Annotated in this window: 20 protein-coding genes and 1 tRNA gene; 9 read left to right on the top strand and 12 right to left on the bottom strand. The window is 62.1% G+C overall.

Annotation, left to right across the window (positions count from 1 at the left end; all coding sequences use genetic code 11):
* Both HQL44_16530 and HQL44_16525 read left to right on the top strand, forming a co-directional pair.
* The coding region (locus tag HQL44_16530) for an alpha/beta fold hydrolase (GenBank protein ID MBF0270190.1) at window positions 1–845 on the top strand (845 nt) is incomplete at its 5' end.
* A complete protein-coding gene (locus HQL44_16525) occupies window positions 842–1246 on the top strand; it encodes a hypothetical protein (GenBank protein MBF0270189.1) in 405 nt (134 codons plus the stop codon). The genes HQL44_16530 and HQL44_16525, both read left to right, overlap by 4 nt.
* Window positions 1247–1326: 80 nt before the next feature.
* On the opposite strand, the gene greB is transcribed toward HQL44_16525, so the two are convergent.
* The 6 genes from greB to HQL44_16495 all read right to left on the bottom strand — a co-directional run bounded on the left by greB (window position 1327) and on the right by HQL44_16495 (window position 5096).
* Entirely contained in the window at window positions 1327–1872 is a 546-nt protein-coding gene (gene greB, locus HQL44_16520; GenBank protein ID MBF0270188.1) for a transcription elongation factor GreB, read from the bottom strand.
* A complete protein-coding gene (locus tag HQL44_16515; protein ID MBF0270187.1) occupies window positions 1869–2474 on the bottom strand; it encodes a YqgE/AlgH family protein in 606 nt (201 codons plus the stop codon). The genes greB and HQL44_16515 overlap by 4 nt, the downstream gene beginning before the upstream one ends.
* Window positions 2474–3169 carry a DNA repair protein RadC gene (gene radC, locus HQL44_16510; protein ID MBF0270186.1) on the bottom strand — a complete coding sequence of 232 codons (696 nt, stop codon included), beginning with the start codon at window positions 3167–3169 and terminating at the stop codon, window positions 2474–2476. The genes HQL44_16515 and radC overlap by 1 nt, the downstream gene beginning before the upstream one ends.
* A 3-nt stretch (window positions 3170–3172) precedes the next feature.
* A complete protein-coding gene (gene map / locus HQL44_16505; GenBank protein ID MBF0270185.1) occupies window positions 3173–3979 on the bottom strand; it encodes a type I methionyl aminopeptidase in 807 nt (268 codons plus the stop codon).
* Window positions 3980–4034: 55 nt separating this feature from the next.
* Complete coding sequence (locus HQL44_16500) at window positions 4035–4778, bottom strand: methyltransferase domain-containing protein (protein ID MBF0270184.1); 744 nt, start codon at window positions 4776–4778, stop codon at window positions 4035–4037.
* A gap of 243 nt (window positions 4779–5021) precedes the next feature.
* Window positions 5022–5096: transfer RNA gene (locus tag HQL44_16495), tRNA-Thr, on the bottom strand.
* A gap of 122 nt (window positions 5097–5218) precedes the next feature.
* On the opposite strand from HQL44_16495, the gene HQL44_16490 reads away from it, so the two are divergent.
* A complete protein-coding gene (locus tag HQL44_16490) occupies window positions 5219–6103 on the top strand; it encodes a DMT family transporter (protein MBF0270183.1) in 885 nt (294 codons plus the stop codon).
* 5 nt (window positions 6104–6108) lie between these two features.
* Window positions 6109–6624: a gamma-glutamylcyclotransferase gene (locus tag HQL44_16485; protein MBF0270182.1), complete on the top strand. Its 516-nt coding sequence runs from the start codon at window positions 6109–6111 to the stop codon at window positions 6622–6624.
* On the opposite strand, the gene HQL44_16480 is transcribed toward HQL44_16485, so the two are convergent.
* Both HQL44_16480 and HQL44_16475 read right to left on the bottom strand, forming a co-directional pair.
* On the bottom strand, window positions 6613–8481 hold the full coding sequence (locus HQL44_16480) for a lytic transglycosylase domain-containing protein (protein MBF0270181.1): 1869 nt from the start codon (window positions 8479–8481) through the stop codon (window positions 6613–6615). The two genes, HQL44_16485 and HQL44_16480, sit on opposite strands and share 12 nt — an antisense overlap.
* Window positions 8482–8576: 95 nt before the next feature.
* Window positions 8577–9389 carry a uracil-DNA glycosylase gene (locus tag HQL44_16475; GenBank protein ID MBF0270180.1) on the bottom strand — a complete coding sequence of 271 codons (813 nt, stop codon included), beginning with the start codon at window positions 9387–9389 and terminating at the stop codon, window positions 8577–8579.
* Between the two features lie 101 nt (window positions 9390–9490).
* Between HQL44_16475 and HQL44_16470 the strand changes: the two genes are divergently transcribed.
* From HQL44_16470 to HQL44_16450, 5 genes are read left to right on the top strand one after another with little or no spacing between them, the layout of a single operon-like run.
* Window positions 9491–11134 carry an electron transfer flavoprotein-ubiquinone oxidoreductase gene (locus HQL44_16470; GenBank protein ID MBF0270179.1) on the top strand — a complete coding sequence of 548 codons (1644 nt, stop codon included), beginning with the start codon at window positions 9491–9493 and terminating at the stop codon, window positions 11132–11134.
* A gap of 31 nt (window positions 11135–11165) precedes the next feature.
* Window positions 11166–12878, top strand: coding sequence for a tetratricopeptide repeat protein (locus HQL44_16465; GenBank protein ID MBF0270178.1), 1713 nt, complete (start codon window positions 11166–11168; stop codon window positions 12876–12878).
* A gap of 9 nt (window positions 12879–12887) precedes the next feature.
* The gene (locus HQL44_16460; protein ID MBF0270177.1) at window positions 12888–13742 is read left to right on the top strand and encodes a 4-(cytidine 5'-diphospho)-2-C-methyl-D-erythritol kinase; all 855 of its coding nucleotides are present in this window, start codon (window positions 12888–12890) and stop codon (window positions 13740–13742) included.
* A 10-nt stretch (window positions 13743–13752) separates the two neighbouring features.
* Window positions 13753–15507: a tetratricopeptide repeat protein gene (locus HQL44_16455; GenBank protein ID MBF0270176.1), complete on the top strand. Its 1755-nt coding sequence runs from the start codon at window positions 13753–13755 to the stop codon at window positions 15505–15507.
* A complete protein-coding gene (locus HQL44_16450; GenBank protein ID MBF0270175.1) occupies window positions 15500–16720 on the top strand; it encodes a tetratricopeptide repeat protein in 1221 nt (406 codons plus the stop codon). Before HQL44_16455 ends, HQL44_16450 begins: the two co-directional genes overlap by 8 nt.
* Here the strand turns inward: HQL44_16450 and HQL44_16445 are convergent.
* Genes HQL44_16445 through HQL44_16430 form a run of 4 tightly spaced genes read right to left on the bottom strand, consistent with a single transcriptional unit; the run spans window position 16686 to window position 21638 of the window.
* Window positions 16686–17537: a glycosyltransferase family 2 protein gene (locus HQL44_16445; protein MBF0270174.1), complete on the bottom strand. Its 852-nt coding sequence runs from the start codon at window positions 17535–17537 to the stop codon at window positions 16686–16688. The two genes, HQL44_16450 and HQL44_16445, sit on opposite strands and share 35 nt — an antisense overlap.
* Window positions 17531–18853, bottom strand: a complete 1323-nt coding sequence (locus tag HQL44_16440) for a dihydroorotase (protein ID MBF0270173.1) — start codon at window positions 18851–18853, stop codon at window positions 17531–17533. The genes HQL44_16445 and HQL44_16440 overlap by 7 nt, the downstream gene beginning before the upstream one ends.
* Window positions 18841–20607, bottom strand: coding sequence for an asparagine synthase (glutamine-hydrolyzing) (asnB, locus tag HQL44_16435; protein ID MBF0270172.1), 1767 nt, complete (start codon window positions 20605–20607; stop codon window positions 18841–18843). The genes HQL44_16440 and asnB overlap by 13 nt, the downstream gene beginning before the upstream one ends.
* Entirely contained in the window at window positions 20607–21638 is a 1032-nt protein-coding gene (locus HQL44_16430) for a glycosyltransferase (GenBank protein ID MBF0270171.1), read from the bottom strand. Before HQL44_16430 ends, asnB begins: the two co-directional genes overlap by 1 nt.
* Window positions 21639–21642: the final 4 nt, after the last annotated feature.

Below are 21642 nucleotides of genomic sequence, written 5' to 3'. Positions count from 1 at the left end.
AATCCAATCGCTTCAGCGATCCGGACTTCGAGAAAAGCTATTGGCGCAGCGCCGAAGCCTACAAAGCCGAGTTTGAGAAGCGGCAGCGGGAAGCTATGAAATCGGCGGATGAGCCGCAGAAAGTCGATCCCGGAGAAAGGGGCGAAATCTCGACCAATCCGCAAAACCCGGACTATCCCGACCGGGGTAACTTCGCCGAGAAACTTTGGGGTCCAAGGGCAAAGGCAAAGCCCTTTGTGGACGAGCCGCGCAAAGGAACATATTATTTTGGTGGTGCCGGAATGGATGGCGCCTATATCGGCGATATGGTGAAGGCCATGCAGGAAAACGGTGTCGTGAATACCCAGGCGGTTGACCGAACGAAATGGTCAACTCACGAGAAGATCGATGCCCCCTTGACCCTGCTGCGCCGCAATCGCGACAGAGCCGACACCGACTTTTCCCAATTCGGCAAGGATGGCAAGCAGTTCAACATGGTCGGCTATTCGCATGGCGGCTTGCAGGCCGCTCAGGCGGCAGCCGATTATGCGAGCGTTGGCGGCAAGGTGGATCACCTAGTGCTGGTCGGCACGCCGGTCAGCCAGGAGTTCCTGAACAAGCTGAAAAGCAATCCCAACATCGGCAAGGTCATCGTGAAGGATATCGAAGGCCAGGGCGATCCCATCCGGGCTGGCATGGGGGCTGGCGAATTGGTCATGTCCTTGCCGAAGCTGGTTGAGGACCGAAGGATAGGGGATGAGCAAGGCAGAAACCTCGGACATTTCTATTATGCCGGTGAGGACGCGATTGGAAAGTTGCGTCGCAGGGAATTGGCGAAACAACTCTATGACTGGGGGTTGCGATGAGATGGACCCTGCCGCGAGCGGAGGGAAAGCTGGGGGCGCTGCAACGCGCCCTCGGCAACCTGCTGATCATTGCCAAAATCGGCGCATACGCTGCTGGGTGGATATATCTGTCTTGGGATATGTTCATCGTTCCAAGAAATACATCTGGCTCTATCAGTTGGGTGGCGACGTGGTTCTTGATTATTCTCATCCTCTGCTGGCTTTTTTCGGCGTCATGCGGCGTCCTGCATCGCATCCTTGTCGGCCCAATCCCTGACAAGTGGAAAATGTTGAGCCGAGGGGTCGGCCTGTCCATGCTGATGTTCTACTTTGCAGTCAACTACCGTTCTTACAGCTTCTTGCTGTGCGATCGCCCGACCTGCGATGAGTGGTGGAAGCCACTTTATAAAATCTTCTTATAAGATGGTGATGCAGGTCGATGAGATGGACCCTGCCGCAAGCACAAGGAAGGCTGGGGCGCTGCAAAGCGCCCTTGCCTTTCCTACTCCACATACTCGATCTTGATCACCTCGATTTCTTCCATTCCCGTGGGTGTTCGCAACTGCACCACGTCGCCTTCCATGGCCTTGTGCAGCGCCCTGGCGATGGGCGATATCCAACTGACCGCGCCCTTCTCCAACGACGCTTCGTCGACGCCCACGATGCGCACCCGATGTTCCTCGTCCCTGGCGTTGACATAGGTGACGGTGGCCCCAAAGAAAACCTGATCGCGTTTCTTCTGCTGGCTTTGATCGACCACCACGGCGCTTTCCATCCGCTTCAATAGAAAGCGGATGCGCTTGTCGATCTCGCGCAGGCGCTTTTTGCCGTAGATGTAGTCGCCATTTTCCGAACGGTCGCCATTGCCCGCCGCCCAGGAGACGATCTCGACCACCTTGGGCCGTTCGACCTTGCCAAGCTGGCGCAACTCGGCCTCCAGCGCCGCATAGCCCGCAGGCGTCATGTAATTCTTGAAGCCCTGCGGCAAAGGCTCGGCCTCGGGCAGTTCATCTTCGGCGTCTGTTTCCTTGGTAAAGGCCTTGCTCACAATCCCACCGCTCGCCGATCCCAGGCCCGCTGCCAAGCCTCGCCCGCCTGGCCCGAGAAAACCAGATCGTCGCTGGGATCGATAATTTCCCAATCGCCGCGCTCGATTTCGCTTTCAAGCTGGCCAGCCCCCCAGCCGGAATAGCCCAGCAGCAGAATGGCGTGCTTGGGCGATTGCCCGCTTTCGGCCATGCGCCCCATGGTTTCCAAAGGCTTGCTTAAAACATAGCGCCCGGCGGCCGTGATGGTGTCGCGGCTGGGCAGATCGGCGCTGTGCAGCAGATACAAGGTGCCGATCTCGACCGGCCCGCCCAAATACATGCCAAGACTTGGATTGGCGGGCATAGGGTCGGGGAGCTTCTGGTCAAGGTCGCGCAGCAGGTCGGCCAGCTTCGCCTCGCCGCCCGGACGGTTGAGAATGAAACCGAAAGCGCCCTGCTCGTCATGATTCATCAGCAGCACGATGGAATGCGAGAACAGATTGGGCGACATGCCGGGCCTGGCCACCAGCAATTTTCCGGAATGATAGGGCGACGGATCGCCAGAAGCGCAGCCCGCCAGCAGCAAGACCAGCAACAGAAAAACATGTGCGGCCCTAATCATCACAACAACCCCATGGCTTTAAAGCTGCTCTCGCCCGACCTTGAAACGATCAGATGGTCGAATAAGGCAATGCCCAACTTCTCGGCGCTTTCGCGGATGTTTCTGGTCATGGCGATATCGTCCTTGGAGGGCGTCACGTCGCCCGATGGATGGTTATGCACCAGGATCATCGCCGACGCGCCCAGATCAAGCGCCCGCTTCACGATTTCCCGCGGATAGACCGGCGTATGATCGACCGTGCCCCGCTGTTGCGCCTCGTCGGCGATCAAACGGTTCTTGCGGTCCAGGAACAAGATACGGAAACTTTCCACCTTGTCATGGCCCATGGCGGTGCGGCAGTAATCGATCAATCGATCCCAGCTGGCGATGATCGGCTTGTCCAGCAGCACCGCCTTGGATAGGCGCACAGCGGCCGTCTGCACCACCTTCAGAGCCGTGCAGGCGGTTTCCTTGATGCCGGGCACCGACATCAATTCCTCAGGGCTGGCCGTCAGCACGCCGGAAAGGCTTTCGAAACGGGCGATCAGGTCCTTGGCCAGCGGCTTGACGTCGCGCTGCGGCAAGGCCGCCATCAGCAACAGTTCCAGAATTTCATAATCGGGCATGCCCTCGCCCTGGCTGTCCAGAAAGCGCTTGCGCAGTCGTTCACGGTGTCCGTGATAATGGGGCGTCTTCTTGTCCGATGGCTCGGACATGCGTCAGGCCGGATAGGGCGGTCGGTCGAGACCGGCGGGCGACAGGGTGAAGATTTCAAAGCCTTGCGCCGTGACACCGATCGAATGTTCGAACTGCGCCGACAGCGACCTGTCCTTGGTGACCGCCGTCCAGCCATCGGCCAGGATTTTGGTTTCATAACGGCCCAGATTGACCATCGGCTCGATGGTGAAGAACATGCCTTCTTCCAGCACCATTCCCTGACCCGGTTGGCCGAAATGCATCACATTGGGCGGTTCGTGGAAAACGCGGCCCAGCCCGTGGCCGCAAAAATCGCGCACCACCGAACAGCGGTTGGCTTCGACATGGCTTTGAATGGCGTGGCCGACATCGCCCAGCGTGGCGCCGGGCCTGACCACCGCGATGCCGCGCATCATGGCTTCATAGGTCACGTCGATCAGTCGCTTGGCCTTAAGGGCGATGTCGCCGACCGGATACATGCGAGACGAATCGCCATACCAGCCATCCAGGACCACTGTGACGTCGATATTCAAAATGTCGCCCGGCATCAGAACCTTGTCGCCCGGAATGCCGTGGCAAACAACGTGATTGACCGAGGTGCAGATCGATTTCGGATAGCCCCGATAGTTGAGCGGCGCCGGAATCGCTTCGGCAGCCAGGATCTTTTCGTGGCACAGGCGGTCCAACTCGCTGGTTGTGACGCCCGGCTTCACATAAGGCGTAATGAAATCAAGAATCTCCGCCGCCAGGCGTCCCGCCTTGCGCATGCCTTCGAAATCCGGGGAGGTGTGAATGCGGACCCGGGCCGCTTCTGATCTTGCGCGTTCCATCTGCTGATAATGGTCGAGGCGGCCTGGAAGCTCAACCCCTTTGAGGCCATGAATCTTAAGCCCAGCCGGTCAGGGTCAGTATCTCGAAGCTGGCCGGAACCCGACCTTCGGGACCCGAGAAGCGCTCCTGATACAATTGAGCCATGCGCAGCAGCACTTGGCGAGTCATGGGCCGCCTCGACCTTTGGACCATGGCGTTTCCCTCGCCCATCCCCTGCAAATCGGTCAGCAAGGCCAGGGGGTTGGCGTATTCGGCGGTCAGGACCTCGCTGTCGGCCACCGGCTGATCGAATCGGGCGCGCTGCAGCAGGCCGCCTAAATCCTTGATGTCGGCCATGGGAATGACCCGGGGTGCCGCGCCGCCCGATATCTCGCTTTCGGCCAGCAGGAACGCCTCGCGCAGTTCCCTCAGCGTGCCGCCGCCCAGCATCGACGCCAGAAATAGCCCGCCCGGCTTCAAAATTTGGCGGATTTGCGCCAGCAGGCCGGGCAGATCATTCACCCAGTGAAGCGCTAGGCAACCGACAACCAGATCGGCCGAGGCAGGCGCCAGGGGCGGCAATTCAAGATCGGCCACGATTCCCGGTCCATCGGACGCCAGCAGGGCCGCATCCATATCCAGCGAGATTAAGCGGCCAACCCGCCCGCCATCGCCACCCCGAAGGGCCTTGGCCATCAGCCCTCCCTTGGCCCCCAATTCGAAGGCTAGGGGAAAATCGCGCCGGATGTCCAAAAGCCGGTCGGCCAGCCGCTGGGCCGCTTCCCGAAACAGGAAATCATGCGCGTCAAAGCCAGCCATCGCCCTTAGGCGCTGGAGCCTCAATTGCCGTCTGTCGAACAGGAGGGAAAGACCGGAAGGATCGCTCAAGGATATCCCCGGTGTCGGCGCAAGGTCGGCGTGCCATCCTGGCTCGCGGCGGCGGCGACCGTTCCGGGCCGATTTCGGCGACGGCGCAGACTTTCAAGAACGAAGGCCATGGAAAGTTGGTGCGTGCCGGTCATAACTTATTGCGCCATATTTTCCGCCGCGCGGCAAGAAAACTGGTGCTGCTGGTCAGGATTGAACTGACGACCTCTCCCTTACCAAGGGAGTGCTCTACCACTGAGCTACAGCAGCGTCCGGTACGCAGGGCGCGCACATTGCCATAGGAGAGTCCGGGACGCAAGCGCCAATCCCGGCCAAATTCTCCGGTTTGTAAAAGCCTCGCGCCCGGATCGTGCCGGGTCTAGAGTGGCGCCATGAACGATCATAAGGACCGCCAAAGCGACATGCTGGCCGCCATAGCGCCAGGCCTGTTCGTTCTGCTTTGGAGCACAGGCTTCATCGGCTCCAAGATGGGCGCGCCCTATGCCGAACCCTTCACCTTCCTGCTGACCCGCTTCATCATCGTCACCGCCCTGATGGCGCTGACGGCCCTGGTCATGCGCGCCCCCTGGCCCGGCTCGCCCCTTCTGGCAGGCCGGATCGCCCTGGCGGGCCTTTTGGTCCACGGGGTCTATCTGGGCGGCGTGTTCGCTGCCATTTCGCTGGGTTTGGGGGCGGGCATCACCGCCCTGGTCTGCGGATTGCAGCCCCTGCTGACCGCCGTTCTGGCAGGCCCCATCCTGGGCGAGCGCGTCCGGCCCAAACAGTGGGCGGGCCTTATCCTAGGCCTATTGGGCGTGATCTTGGTGGTGGCCGAGAAGGTGCATCCCGGTTCGGTGGGCTTTGCAGGCCTGCCCTGGGCCATCGGCGCGGTGGTCGGCATCACTCTGGGCACGCTTTACCAAAAGCGCCACTGCTCGGGCATGGACCTGCGCACCGGCGCCGTCATTCAATATGCGGCCGCCGGGACGGCCATGGCCGTCATGGCCTTTTCGCTGGAGACCCGCGTCATCACCTGGAGCGGCGAGTTCATTTTCGCTCTGGCTTGGCTTTGCTTGGTCTTGTCGGTCGGCGCCATCACGCTTCTCTACCGCCTGATCCGCGCCGGAGCTGCCGCCAAGGTCGCCAGCTTCTTCTATCTTGTTCCTCCGGCCACCAGCTTGATCGCCTATTTCCTGTTCGACGAAACCCTGTCTTGGATTGCGCTTCTCGGCATGGGCGTGGTGGCGGCGGGCGTGGCGCTGGCCAACCGGGCCTGAGCGCGATGGCGGAGCGGCTTTGGGTTTTCGCCTATGCCTCGCTGATGTGGTATCCCGGCTTTCAGCCTGAAAGAACCAGCGCCGCCTGGATCAACGGCTACCACCGAGCGCTTTGCATTCTGTCCGTCCGCTATCGCGGAACCATGGAGAATCCTGGTCTGGTCATGGGACTTGACCTGGGCGGCTCGTGCCAGGGATTGGCGCATCTGGTCAAGCGGGGCGAAGAAAAGATCGTGTCGGACATGCTGCATGAACGCGAAATGCCGACCGAAGTCTACGAACCGCGCCATTTGAGAACGCGCCTTCAGGATGGCTCGCAGGTCATGGCCCTGGCTTTCGTGGCCAAACGCGACCACCCGCAATATTGCCGCCTGAAGGAAGAAGACGCCGCCCAGCGCATTCGCCACGGCTTGGGCGAAAAGGGCCGCGCCTACGAATATCTCGAATCGACGCTGGCTTGCATGGACAAGCTGGGCATCCATGACGCCAAGTTGAAGCGGATACTAAAATTAGCGGCTTGAAACCGTTGCCGGAAGGGCGTCGAGACCGGCATAGATCGGCCATTCGCCTGCCGCCAGCATGTCCAGTTCCGGATTGGGCTGGCGAAGTCTGGCGCGATACATCCACAGATTGGACATGATCCGTTTGATATAAGCCCTGGTTTCGCGAGACGGAATGCTTTCCAAAAGCAGCAATGGGTCGTCGCGATGGTCCGACTGACGCTCCCAGCGCAGGGCCTTGCCCGGCCCGCCATTATAGGCGGCGGCCAGCAGGAACAGATTGCCGTCGATGCCCGGGTCTTTCAGCAAGCTCTGGATGTAACGCTGGCTCAGCTCGATATTGGTTTCAGGGTCCATGACCTGCTTGGCGCCCGCCTTGCCGCCGACCAGCCGCGCCGTGGCGGGCATCAACTGCATCAGCCCTTTGGCGCCGGCCCGACTTTTGGCCGACGGGTTGAAGGCCGATTCCTGGCGCATCAGCGAATAAACCAGAGCGCGGTCGATCCGCCATCCGCCATCCGGCTTCCAAGGCGGCAGGGGATACAGGGCCGAATCATGCATGCGCCCGTCGCGGTCGCTCATCACGCCGCCAAGGCGAATGGCCAGCCCCGGCATGTCAGCCAGTTTGGAAGCGCCCAGCAACGCCTTGGCCAGACTGGGCGTCGCCCCAGAATACAGTTTCCTGAATTCGCGTTCGGCTTGCTCGGTCTCGTCAACTTGAAGCAGCGCCAAGGCGCGTCTAGCCCCGGCATGGTTCATCAAAAGGGCGGCGTCATCTTCGGTGAACAAAACGTTCGAATCTTCGAAACGGATCGACAGGCCGCGCATGCGATGCGACAGCAATCCATAGAAGCTGCGCGGCTGACTGGCCGCGATGGTAAACCAGTAATCGACCATTTCGGGACGCTTGAGCGTCAGGTTGGCCCTGCCCGCCCAGAAAGCGGCGGCGGCCATCAGGCCAGGCTGCGCATTCTCGCGATTGGCCAGAGTTTCGAAGTGAATCCTGGCATTCTCGATGCGCCCCAGACGCCACGCGGCCAAGCCCGCGATCCAATGGGCGCCCGGCACCTCGTCGCCCGAGCGCTGGGCGGCCTGGCTGGCAAGCTCCAGCGCGTCCTCGTCGCGGGTTCTTAGGAAATAGCCGGTGGCTAAAGCGATTCTGGCTTCGTCATAGGTAACGTCGTCCAGAAGCTGGCGCGCCTTGGGGCTTTCAAGCAGACGGCGCGCCTGATCGACCTCGCCGCTTCGCAATTGCTTGCGGAAATCGCCGCTCCAGGACTTTTCCAGGGCGCGTTCCTTGGCCGACAAGGGCTTGTCGGACTTCTTCTCGGCCACTTTCCACGAGCCGACTTCCTCGTCGATGCCGGAACCTTCCGAGAAGCCGCGCAGATAGCCGGTCTGCACCGGACGCTTGACGCCGCGAACAGCCGCAGCCCCCTTGCCCATCATCTTATAGACCAGGGTCGCGTCGGGATGGTCGGCGTATTTGGCCATCCATTCCTTGATTTCCGCAGCCTTGGGCTTGTAGCGGCCGGATAGATAACGGTCGGCCAGCAAGGTGCCCTTCAAGATGGGATCGGTTACCCGCGCCAATTCCTTGTCGGCGGCGGCCCAACTACCATTTTCTTGAAACGAGACGGCGTTCGCATAGCGCTGCGCATCCTCCGCCGAAAGAATTTCGGGCAGGCTGGTTACTCGGCCTAATCGTTCAAGCTCACCCGTAACAGAGGCCGTTCTCACTGGCTGTCCATCACCGGTGACCGGCGCCGCGTCCCGCAAGGTATCTGCCCTTGCGTCTTGGGCGGCAAACAGAGCCACCAAAGCCAGAACGCGGACCACTGCCGGAACTGCTTGTTCTATCCGGTCGGTCCAGGTCATGGCCGGGACTCGTAACTGATCCCCCCTGGACGGGCAAGGGAAAGCGCCCCAGGGCAGAGTCTTTCCTGTGGATAAGGACGATTCACCGTTATTATTCAGACGCCAAGCTCGTCTAGCTTACGTCGCAACATCAACAGATCGCGCCAAGCCTCGCGTTTCTGGGCAGGTTGGCGCAACAAATAGGCTGGATGGAAGGTGGCCAGGGCATGGACGGGGCGCACCAGACCGGGTGTCGCATAATCGAACCACTTGCCGCGCAGCTTGGTGATGCCCTCGGACTTGGCCAGCACGGCCTGGGCCGCCGTACCGCCCAGAAGCACCACCAGTTCGGGATCGACCAGTTCGATATGGCGCTCCAGGAAGGGCAGCAGTAAGGCCACCTCCTGTGGGGTGGGCGTGCGGTTGCCGGGTGGACGCCAGACCAGCAGATTGGTGATATAGGCTTTGTCTCGGTCAAGGCCGATCGAACCCAGCATCTTGTCGAGCAGCCGCCCCGCTTGGCCGACAAAGGGCCTGCCGATGCGATCCTCGTCGGCGCCGGGCGCCTCGCCGATGAACATCACCTTGGCTTCTGGATTGCCGTCGGCAAAAACCAACTGAGTAGCGGTGGATTTGAGCGCGCAGCCTTCCAGCGACAGCAATGCCGTCTTCAACTCGTCTAGCGTCTTGGCTCCGGCGGCGATGCTGGGGGCGGTGGGGCGCGGCGGCGCAGCCGCAGGCTTGGAAGAAGCTGGCCGGACTTCGGACACGACTGGCTGGCGCGCCGCCAAGGAAGCGGGGGGGGCTGTGGGTGCCGGAAGGGCTGCAAAACGGTTGGCCGCCACCTCGCCCACGCACTCGTCCACGCCAGCGTCCAGGTACCAGCGCAGGGTCTCAAAGGGGGGCATGGCGGCTTCGATTGCATTCATGGCGACAAGCTAGCATCATATCGGGAATTGAAACAGGTCTTGACCGGGGGCGGAAAAGCCCTCCAATACCCTTTCGGTAAAGTTGCTAACGGGGACGCGCCATGGAACGCGAGGTGATGGAATTCGATGTGGTGGTCGTGGGCGCGGGCCCATCCGGCTTGGCCACGGCCATTCGCCTGAAACAGCTTTGTCTTGAAAAGGGCCAGGAACTGTCGGTCTGCGTGATCGAAAAGGGCAGCGAGGCGGGGGCGCACATTTTGTCCGGCGCGGTTCTGGAACCCCGGGCCTTGAACGAACTGATCCCTAATTGGAAGGACAAGGGTGCCCCCCTTCTGACCCCGGCCGGGGAGGACCGTTTCCTTTTCCTGACGGCGTCGAAGTCTTACCAACTGCCGACCCCGCCTTCGATGCACAACAAGGGCAATTACATCGTCAGCCTGGGCAACGTCGTGCGCTGGCTGGCAAGCCAGGCCGAAGAGCTGGGGGTGGAGATTTATCCCGGATTCGCCGCCGCCGAGCTTTTGTACAGGGACGACGGTTCGGTGGCGGGCGTGGCCATCGGCGACATGGGCATCGGCAAGGATGGACAACCCACGGCCAATTTCACCAGGGGCGTCGAGCTTCGCGCCAAGCAGACGGTGTTCGCCGAAGGCTGCCGGGGTTCCTTGACCCGCCAATTGTGCGAAGAGTTCGGCCTAAGGAAAGACAGCGATCCGCCGACCTACGGCATCGGCATCAAGGAACTGTGGGAAGTCGATCCCGCCAAACACCGTCCCGGCCACATCATGCACAGCATCGGTTGGCCCTTGGAAGCCAACACCTATGGCGGCTCGTTCCTGTATCACCTTGAAAACAATCAGGTGGCGGTGGGATTCGTGGTCGGCCTCGACTATCCCAACCCCTATCTGTCGCCCTTCGAGGAATTCCAGCGCTTCAAGACCCATCCGTCCATCCGCCCCACCTTCGAGGGGGGGCGGCGCATCGCCTACGGCGCCAGGGCGCTGTCGGAAGGCGGTTTGCAGTCCATCCCGCGCCTAACCCTTCCGGGCGCCGTGCTGGTGGGCGACGCGGCGGGTTTCCTGAACGTCGCCAAGATCAAGGGATCGCATACCGCCATGAAGTCGGGCATGGTGGCCGCCGAGGCCATCTTCGAAGCGCTCACCCGCCCCCATGACGAGAGCCACGGGATTGAAGTGATCGCCTATCCCGAAGCGCTGCGCCAAAGCTGGCTGTGGGACGAATTGAAGCAGGTGCGCAACATCCGCCCCGCCTTCCATTACGGCTTGTGGGCGGGCTTGGCCTATTCGGCCATCGACACTTATATCCTGGGCGGCAAGGCGCCCTGGACCCTGCATCACAAAGCCGATCACAGCCAATTGGGAAAAGCCAAGGACTGGCCGAAGATCGACTATCCGAAGCCCGACGGCTTGGTCAGCTTCGACCGGCTTTCCAGCGTGTTCATCTCGAACACCAACCACGAGGAAAACCAACCGGCGCACCTGACCTTGAAACATCCCGACGTAGCGATTTCGGTCAACCTGTCGCTTTACGATTCGCCGGAAACCCGTTACTGCCCGGCTGGGGTCTATGAAATCCTGCGCGATGGCGAATCGGGCAAGCCCCGCTTGGTCATCAATGCCCAGAATTGCCTGCATTGCAAAACCTGCGACATCAAGGATCCCACGCAAAATATCGTCTGGAAGGTGCCCGAGGGTGGCGGCGGGCCGAATTATCCCAATATGTAAGCCAGCGCTTTTGCTTCCTTTCGGAGTTTAGATGACGTCCTTCATGCGCTTTTCCCTGCTGGCCTCTCCCCTGATCCTGGGGCTTTCGGCTTGCGTTACGACCGAAGCGGGCATGTCCACATCCGCATACGGGCCGACCTTGGTGGGCGAATCGGGATCGGGCCAGTATCTGGCGGCGCGCCACGCCACGCGTAAGCACGACACCAAAGAGGCCGCCAGTTCCTACGATCAGGCGCTAAGCAAGGACCCCAACAATGTCGAGTTGCTGACCCGGGCCAGCGTGCTGATGATGGCCGAGGAACGCACCGCAAGGGCCGAAGCCTTGGCCGAGCGGCTGATTTCGCTTGATCCCGAGGCGGGGCCGGCCGTCTACATCCTGACCGTGCGCGACGCCAAGAAGGGCGACTTCGCCCGCGCCGCGTCCAGGCTTTCCACCCAGCCGCGCCGCGGCTTGAATAGTTTCATGATCCCCTTGCTGGAAGCTTGGTCCTATTACGGCGACGGCCAGACCGACAAGGCGCTGACGGCGTTGGCCCCCTTGAAGGAATCGAGCGCGCTGGCTCCGCTTTACGGCTTTCACGCCGGGCTGATCAACGAACTGGCCGGGCGCACCCAGGCGGCGGCCCATCTTTACGAAAGCACCCTGGCCAGTCCCGCTGGCTTGACCTTGCGCGCCGTGCGCGTGGTTGGCGCCTTCCACTTGGCGCGCGGCGAAAAGGACAAAGCACAGGCCTTGTTCGAACGCTATCGGACGGACAATCCTGATTCGGCCATGCTGGACCCACAGGCCGAAGCCGAAGTGATCGCCAAGGGCGGCAAGCCGATCTCCAAAGCCTCGGAAGGCATGGCCGAAGCCCTGTTCGGCGCCGCAGCTTCGCTTAAGCAGGCGGGGGCCGCCGATACGGCGCTGATGCTCTGCCGCCTGTCCCAGGGGCTACAGCCGGATTTTCCCCTGCTCAAGGTGCTGATCGGCGGCATTCTGGAAGACATGAACCGGCTTGACGATGCCAACGCCGTCTACGAAACCATACCGACATCCGATCCCGCCTCCTGGCCGGTACGCATCCGTCAGGCGGAAAACTACAACCGCCTGAAGAAGGTGGATCAGGCCGAAAAGCTGCTCGAGCAACTGTCGAGCGAGCGCCCCCAGCGCTATGACGCCCTGATCAGCCTGGGCGACATTCAGCGTCAGGCCAAAAAGTTCGAAGCCGCCGCAGATTCCTACACCAAGGCCATTCAGCGCATCGGCAACCTGGAAAAGCGCCACTGGCCCATCCTGTACGCCAGGGGAATCGCCTATGAGCGCTCGAAGCAATGGCCGAAGGCCGAGGCCGACTTCAAGCAAGCGCTGGTCTTCGAACCCGAGCAGCCCTATGTGCTGAACTATCTTGGCTATTCGTGGGTCGAACAGGGCACCAATCTGGTTCAGGCCCGCAAGATGATCGAACGCGCCGTCGATCTTCGCCCCACCGACGGCTATATCGCCGACAGCCTGGGTTGGGTGCTGTACCGCCTGAACGACATGAAGGGCGCCGTGCGCTTCATGGAGCGCGCCATCGAGTTGCAGCCCGAGGACCCGGTGATCAACGATCATCTGGGCGATGTCTACTGGGCCGTGGGCCGCAGGAACGAAGCCCGCTTCCAGTGGAAGAAGACCCTGATCTTCGATCCGGAACCCGAGGTCGCCGAAGCGGCCAAAGCCAAACTTGAACATGGTCCGAACGGACGCAACGGCAAGAAGTGATTTTCATTCGTGATTTCTGAATTCGCGCCCGCCAAATTGAATCTGTATCTGCATGTCGTGGGACGGCGCGACGACGGCTATCATGAATTGGACAGCTTGGTCGTCTTTGCGGGCGTCGGCGATCGCGTGCTGGCCAAGCAAAGCGACGACTTGTCGCTGACGCTGTCAGGTCCGATGGCCAAGGGCTTGCAGAACGAGCCGGACAATCTGGTCATGAAGGCGGCCAAGCTGCTGGCCGACATGTTCGCAGTCAAGACAGGTGCTTGCCTCGATCTCGAGAAGTCGCTGCCCATCGCGTCGGGCATCGGCGGCGGATCGGCGGATGCCGCCGCCGCCCTGAAGGCGCTGATCCGGCTGTGGCACTTAAAGCCCAGCGACGATCAGCTTTTGTCGCTGGCCCTGAAATTGGGCGCTGACGTGCCGGTCTGCCTGAAGGGCAAGGCCGTCTTCATGCAAGGCATCGGCGAGAAGCTGACGCCGGCCCCCAGTCTTCCCGAAGCCTGGCTGGTGCTGGTCAATCCCGGCATTCCCTTGGCGACCCCGCCGGTCTTCAAGGCCCGCAGCGGTCCTTTCTCGGCCCCCGCCACCTTCGAAACCGCCCCCAACGGCATCCACGATCTGGTCCGCCTGCTGCGCGAGCGCAGGAACGATCTGGCCCCACCCGCCATCTCGCTGGTTCCGGCCATCGCCGACGTCAAGAAAGCCCTGGAAACCCAGAACGGTTGTCTGCTGGCCCGCATGTCGGGCAGCGGCGCCACCTGTTTTGGCCTGTTCGCCCACGAGGAAGAGGCCAGAACGGCCGCCCGGTCCCTCTCGGTCGGCCAGCCCAGCTGGTGGGTAGCGCCAGCCCCGCTGATCGGCTAACTTTCTTCGCATGACCGACAAACTTGCCGCTGCCGAAGCGCTGTTTGAGGCTGGGCAACTGATGGAGGCCCAGGCGGCCTTTTGGGCGCAACTGCGCGCCAATCCCCGCCAGCCCAAGGCTTGGTCTCGCCTGGGCCAGATCGCTCTCAAGCTGGGACAGCCCGCTCAGGCCTTCGATTTCTTCGGCAACGGCTACGATTTCTCGCCCGAAGATTTCGATATCCGCCTGGGGCTGGGCCGCTCGCTGGCGGCGCTGGGACGAGATGGCGAGGCGATCGCGCATTTCAGAAAAGCGGCCCTGATCGATCCCAATTCCAAGCAGGCTCATTATGGACTGGCCCTGGCCATGACCGCCATCAACGACGTCGATGGAGCGATCATGGCTTGGCGCAACTACCTGTCCATCGACGAAAACGACCCCGCGGCCATGACCGCATTGGCCGAGTTGCTGATGCGCAAGCTGCGCTTCGACGAAGCCGAGAATCTGCTGCATTTCGCCGCTCTGCTCGATCCCGAGAATCCCTTGCCGCTGGTCATGCAGGGCAATGTGAAACTGGCCCATCACGATCAGGCGGCGGCTCAGGCCCTATACCTCAAGGCGCTCGACGTCGCCCCCGGCCACGCGCCCGCCCTGTTCAATCTGGGCAATCTGGCGATGGCCGCCGACGATTTCGAAATGGCGGCCGGTCTGTTCGCCATGGCGCACCAGCAAGCGCCGCAAGATGCGCGTCTGGCCAACAATCTGGCCATCGCGCTCAAGGAACAGGGACGGCTTGACCTTGCCGAAGACGCTCTGCGCCAAGCGATCGCAAGCCAACCCGATTTTGCCGAAGCGCGCTGGAATCTGGCGACCATCCATTTCCTGCAGGGCCGATGGAAGGAAGGATTCGAGGAAGCGGAATGGCGCTGGGACATGTCCAATTTCACGACGCCAAGGCGCGATTTCGGCTGTCCGGCCTGGGATGGGAAGCCCCTGCCCCATGGCGGCACGTTGCTGGTCCATGCCGAGCAGGGATTGGGCGATGGCTTCCAGTTCGTGCGCTACATTCCCAAATTGGCTTCGCTGGCGGGAGAAATCGTGTTGGAAGCCGACCCCAAGCAGGCCAGCCTGTTCGCCCGTTCTTTTCCCTCGGTCACCATCGTCGAGCAGGGTCAGCCGCTGCCCCGGTCCAGCGCCCATGTCGCCTTGATGTCTTTGCCGCACTTCCTGGGCGCGCCCCTGGAATCCGGCCCCTATCTGACGCCGGACCCGACCCGCGTCGCCAACTGGAAGAAAAGGCTGGCGGGACTGGGGCAAGGTCCCTGGGTGGGAATGGCCTGGCAAGGAAATCCCGGCTATCACGCCGACCGCAGACGCTCGCCCGGGCTGGCCCCCTTGCTGCCCCTGCTCGACGTTCCGGGCATTCGGCTCGCCTCGCTGCAAAGCGGCATCGGGCGCGAGCAGCTTCATAAGCTAAGCGAAGGGCCGATCGATTTCGGCAATGAGGAAGACCCGGATGTCGGAACCGGTTTCGATGGAACGGCGGCCCTTGTCGCGGCGCTGGACCTGATCGTGGCGTCGGACAGCGCCATCGCTCACCTGGCCGGGGCGCTTGGCAAACCCTTATGGCTGCTCTTGCCCTTCATTCCCGACTGGCGCTGGCTGATGGAAGGAAGCGGCTCGCCATGGTACCCTTCGGTCACGTTGTTCCGCCAGCCCAAGGCTGGCGACTGGGCAACTCCCGTGTCCGCCATCGCCGAACGACTAAGGAGTCTCGATGTCTGAACTGATGGGCTGGGTCAAACAGGCCGAGGCCGCCAACGCCCGCAACGACAGCAAGCAGGCCGCCATCGCCTGGGCCATGGTGACGGTTCTCGATCCCGCCTCGGCGGATGCCAGACACAATCTGGGCAACGCCCTGGCGACGCTTGGACGCCCGCTTGAAGCCGCGCAGAATTTCCTGGACGCCATCGAGATAGACCCCAAGCGCGCCGACAGCAGGGTCAGCCTGGGATCGATCCTGCTCGATCTTGGTCAAACCGCGAATGCCAAGGCCATTCTTGATGAAGCATTGGAACTGGACCCCGCTTCGCTCCAGGGCGCTTGGAACAAATCGCTGGTTCTGCTGCGACAGGGTGACTGGAAGCAAGGCCTTCGCCTGTTCGAAACAAGGCTTCTGCTGACGCAAGCCATGCAGCCCCCCGTCGAAGCGCCGCTTTGGGACGGCTTGCCCTTCGACGGCACGCTTTGCGTCTGGGCCGAGCAAGGGATCGGCGACGCCCTGCACTTCGCCCGCTATCTGACCCCCGTCGCCGAGCGCGTCAGGAAGGTGATTCTTCTCGTTCATCCCGAACTGGTCTTGCTGCTGAAGCACAATTTTCCCGCCATCGACGTCTTGGCCCTGGGCTACCCGGTCGAGGCCGAGCGCCATATTCCCCTGATGTCGCTGGCCGGTCTTTTCGGCGTGTTCGGCCCAACGCCGCCCTATCTGCAGGCCGAACCCGAGCGCATTGAGGCTTGGCGTTTGCGCCTGGGCGGAAGCGATTTCAAGATTGGCCTGGCCTGGAAGGGCAATCCGGAACATCCCGCCGACGACAGACGCTCGTACGGCCTGGAAGCCCTGGCCCCGCTGCTGGCCGTCGAAGGCGTCCGTTTCATATCGCTGCAAACCGGCGCCGGGCGGGAACCGCCGCCCCAGGTCGAAAATTTCACGAATCAATTGACCGACTTTTCCGAAACCGCCGCCGTCGTCTCATATCTCGATCTGGTGATTACGCCCGACACGGCGCTGGCCCATCTGTGCGGCGCCATGAACAAGCCCTGCTGGGTTGGCCTGCGCCTGGGCGGCGATTGGCGCTGGGGCGACGCAGGCAAGGAATCGCCCTGGTACCCGTCGATGAAGCTGTTCCGCCAAGAACAGATGTACGATTGGAACGCGCCCATGGCCAACATGGCGCTGGCCCTTAGGGCGCTGCTTGCGATGCGTGCAGCGCCTTGAGCGTTTCGTAAAGCTGATCGAGCAGAGGATCGGTTTCCAAACCCTGCAATTTGGCCAAATGCGCCTGGGTCAGGCGCGCCGCCAAGGGACCATCGCATTCGACGCCCAGGGCGCGGATATTGGCCGCCGACGCTTCGGCGAAACTCTGCCAGCCTTCTTGCTCGAACAGACGCGACGTCATGGCGTCGTGGCGACGGTAATAGGTCAGCACCTCTTGCAGGTTCGCAACCTTACCATGTCGGATCAGGCTTGAGACGAAGCGATAATCCTCGACGATTTTCGAATCTGTCGGAAAACGCAAGTCATGCGCCCTGGCGACATCGGCCCGGATGGCCGACGTGGTCAGATGCACGGGACTTAGGAACAGGGACGAAAAGCGCAGATCGGCGTCTTCAAGCAAGGCGGGGCGCTCGACGCCCAGCACATTGTCGTTCTGATCGATCACGCCATAAGCCGATCCCACCAGCACATGATCGGGATGGGAGTCGAAAAAGGCCAATTGGCGTTCGGCCCGTTCGGGCGCCGCCATGTCGTCGGCATCGAGAAAGGCGACGATGGACGCCTGCGCCGCTTCCAGCCCCAGATTTCTTGCGCCACCCGGCCCCAAGTTCGTTTCCGAACGCAAGGTGACCAGCCTGGGATCGTCGATGGCTTCCAGGATATGCGCCGTCGCGTCCGTGCTGGCGTCGTCGACCACGATCACTTCAATGGCATGCACGGTTTGCGACAGCGCGCTGCCCAGCGAGGCCGCCAGGAAACGTTCCTGATTCCAGGCGGGAATGACGAAACTGAGGCGGGGCGGGCCTAGCCTTAACATCCAGAAAAGCGCAAGGGCTGGCCCATCGGCTGGCCTTGAAGCTGGCCTTCGAACATCGCCACTTGGCCGCGCACCAAAGTCGCCATCGGCCAGCCAGTGACTTGCATTCCGTCAAAGGGCGTCCAGCCGCAGCGGCTGGCGATCCACTGATTGGTGATGGTCTTTTTCGCCTTCAGATCGACCAGCGTCAAATCGGCGTCATAGCCCAGCGCGATGCGTCCCTTGGCCGCCAAGCCGAACAGGCGGGCGGGACCGGCGCTGGTCAGATCCGAGAACCGTTCGAGCGATAGGCGCCCGGCATTCACATGGTCCAGCATCAGGGGAACCAGCGTCTGCACGCCCGGCATGCCCGACGGGCTTTGCGGATAGGGTTTGTCCTTTTCCTCGCGCGTATGCGGCGCATGGTCCGACCCCAGGCAATCGACCAGTCCTTGGCGCACCGCCTTCCACAGAGCCTCGCGGTGGCGGGCCTCGCGAATGGGCGGATTCATCTGCGCATAAGTGCCCAGGCGCTCGTAGCATTCGGGAGCGGCCAGGGTCAGGTGCTGAGGCGTCACTTCGACGCTGGCGACATCGCGGTAGTTTGCCAGGATTTCCAACTCTTCGGCCGTCGTGATGTGCAAAACATGCACAAGCCGGTTGGCCTGGCGGGCGATTTCCAACAGATGCGCCGTGGCCAGCCGGGCGGTTTCCTCGTCGCGCCACAAAGGATGCAGGGCGGGCGAAGCTTTGTCGCCATCAACCAAATGGCGGCGCTCCTTCAAGCGCGCCTCGTCCTCGGCATGCACGGCCATGCGCCGCTTGCCGTTTCTGGCGACCTGCAGCAGCACCTGCTTGTCGTCGACCAGCAGCGAGCCGGTGGAGGACCCCATGAACACCTTGACGCCAGCGCAACCGGGCAGGCTTTCCCACTGGCCAAGCTGGCTGGCATTGTCGGGCGACGCGCCCAGATAAAAGGCGTGATCGACCCAGGCGCGTCCCTGGGCGCGCTTCAGCTTTTCGGCCAAAGCCTCGGGCGTCGTGGTTGAAGGCTTGGTGTTGGGCATGTCGAAAACCGCCGTTACGCCGCCCAGCGCCGCCGCAGCCGTGCCGGTGGACAGGTCTTCCTTATGTTCCATGCCGGGTTCGCGCAAATGCACCTGGGTGTCGATGACGCCGGACAGCACATGCAGTCCCTTGGCGTCGATCGCCTGTTCCGCCCGACCGGCGTCCAGCGACCCGATGGCCGCGATGCGCCCATCCTTGATGGCGATGTCGGCTTCTTCGGTGCCGTTGGGGGTGACGGCGATGCCGCCCTTGACGATCAGGTCGAACATTTCATGGCATCCAGGCTGTCGAAAACGTCGCCCTTAAGGCGATGGCCCAGCATATGCCGTCCATGCCACAGAGCATAGAAAAGAAGCGTCCAGGCGGCAAAGCCTTGTTTGCCCGCATGACGGAACAGCGTTTCCACCTCATGGGGATGGCAAAGCGCTTGGATGGAAGGCTGAGCCGCCACTAGCGGCCCCAGAATATGTCCCTTGGCGGCGATCCAGTCGCCGACCGGCACGGTAAAGCCGCGCTTTTTCTCGAAAGCGCCCGCCACCGGCAGAACCTTGTCCAACCAGCGGCGCAGGATCCATTTGCCCATCCCCTTATGCACCTTCATGCGATCCGGCAGACGAAAGGCGAAGGACGCCACCGCCGGGTCAAGGAAGGGAACCCGCCCCTCGACGCCATGCGCCATCAGGCAACGATCCAATTTGGTCAGCAGATCGTTGGGCAGCCAGGCGTCGCAATCGACCGCCTGGGCAATTTGCAGGCGCGTGCGCCCATCCAACGCCTGCTCGCGCTCGGCCTGGGCAATGCCGTCGCGCCAACGGTCGGGATTTTCCCTCAGCACGCCCAGCTTGTCGAAACCGCCATGACGGCGCATGCGCCTCGTGAAGGGCCAGGGGCGCATGGCCTGTCGGTAACGCCCATAGCCTGCGAACAATTCATCGCCGCCTTCGCCCGACAAGATCACCTTCACATGCTTTCTGGCCTCGGCGGCCAGTTTGAAAGTGGGCAGGCAGGCGTAATCGGCGGCAGGATCATCCATGGCGGCGGCGACGGCGGGCAACAGTTGCCAGAAATCCTCTTCGCCGAAGGCGACGTCGATGCGTTCGGCCCCCAATTCCTTGGCCACGCGCGCCGCATAGCCGCGCTCGTCCTTGGCCTTGGTCCCCGGAAAATAGGCGGTGAAAGCCAGCACCGGACGCTCGTTCAAACGCGCCATCAAGGCCAGCAGGGCGGAACTGTCGATGCCGCCCGACAGGAACATGCCGTAAGGCACATCTGAGCGCTGATGAAAGGACACGCTCTCGGAAAGGACCGCGTCAAGTTCATACAAGAGAGCGTCTTGCGACTTGTTGACGACGCCGCCCGCCGGCAGGGCGTTCAGGCGATGGCGCTCGACGATGCGGCCCCTCTCGATCACCAGCGTCTCGCCGGGCTGCAAACGGTTGATGCCCTGAAAGATGGTTTCGCTTCCAGTGGTGAATTGCAGTTGCAAAAGCTCGGCCCTGGCGCGGGGATTTTCCCTGGCTTCAATCAGCCCGGCGCCGACCAGCGCCTGGGCTTCGGACGCGAAAACGAAACCTTGCGGCGTTTGTGCCCAGTAAAGCGGCTTGATGCCGAAAGGGTCGCGCGACAAGGTCAGGCGTTTTGAGGCGGGATCGAAAATCGCCAGGGCATACATGCCGCGCAGGCGTTGGGCATAGCCGTTTCCGGCGCGCCGCCACAAATGAAGGGGCGGTTCGCAGTCGGACGCGGTGGCAAAAACTACATCCGGCAGATCGGCCGCCAGTTCGCGGTAGTTGTAAATCTCGCCGTTGCCGATCAGCACGGCCCCGCCCGGCTCGTGCAAGGGCTGACGCCCGCCCTCCAGATCGATGATGGCTAGACGCACCTGAACCAAGCCGACACCGTGATCCAGATATCGCCCGCTGCCGTCGGGGCCGCGATGGGCCAGCGCCTGGGCCAGCCCATCCAGAACGGATGGATCGGGATTCTTGCCGTCAAGCGTTGCGATGCCAGCGATGCCGCACATCAAGCCCCCCCGGTCACGCTTTCGAAGAATTCGATATAGCGCTCGACCACGGCTCCTTCCGTGAACTGTTCCTCATAGGCCTGCCGGCCCGCATCCGCCATGCGTTTGGCGTCCTCGGGGTTGCGGATCATCCATTGCATGGCCTTGCCCAGCGCCAAGGCGTCGTCCACCGGGGCCAACAACCCATTCTCGCCATGCGAAATCAACGTGCCAGGGCCAAGGCTGTCGGCGGCGATCACCGGTTTGGCCTGCGCCCAGGCCTCGATGACCACATTGCCCAAAGGCTCGTGGCGCGACGGGCAAACGAAAATATCGGCGGCTGCATAAAGAGCCGCCACGTCGTCGCGCCATCCTAAAAAGCGCACCCGCGGCTTGACGCCCACCTGCTGGGCCAGGGCTTCCAGCTCGGCCCGAAGCTCGCCATCGCCCGCCAGCCACAGATAGGCGTCGGGCACCTGCGCCATCGCCTTCAGAAGAACATCGAAGGCCTTGTTCTTGTGCATCCGTCCCAAGGCGAGAATCAGCGGGGCGTTCGGCGGCGTGAACAGGCTTTTGCGGTCGATGGGCGGCAGGTTCTCGGCCGAGACGAAATTGGGCAGATAATGCGCGCGTTCGGCTGGCCAGCCTTCCTTCTTCAGATAGTCGACGATATCCTCGGTGTTGCCGATCAGATGCTTGCAGCGTCGATAATATTTAAGATCGTAATAGCCGCCCAACCGACCGACATGCACGAAATCGCCATCCGGGCAGAATTGGGTGGCGCGGTTCATCCAGGTCAGCACCAGCTTGGGCTTGAACTCGGCCACCGCCTTCTTGAAGGCGAAGCGGGTCTTGAAGTCGAAGCGTCCGCCGAAGGACAGTTCGATCACCTCAAGCCCGTGATCGCGCAGAAAGGCGGCGCGCGCCGGATGTTTGCGGATGATGATGCGCTGATCGAGGCCCTTGTTGTGCAAGCCGATCGCCAGGCGGACGAAGAACGCCTCGGCGCCGCCAAACTGAGCGCCCGCCATGGCCTGGATCACGCGTATCATTCCC

Source organism: Alphaproteobacteria bacterium (assembly GCA_015231795.1).
In the GTDB taxonomy this organism is placed as follows: domain Bacteria; phylum Pseudomonadota; class Alphaproteobacteria; order Rhodospirillales; family WMHbin7; genus WMHbin7.
This window is presented reverse-complemented; position numbering and strand designations above follow the sequence as displayed.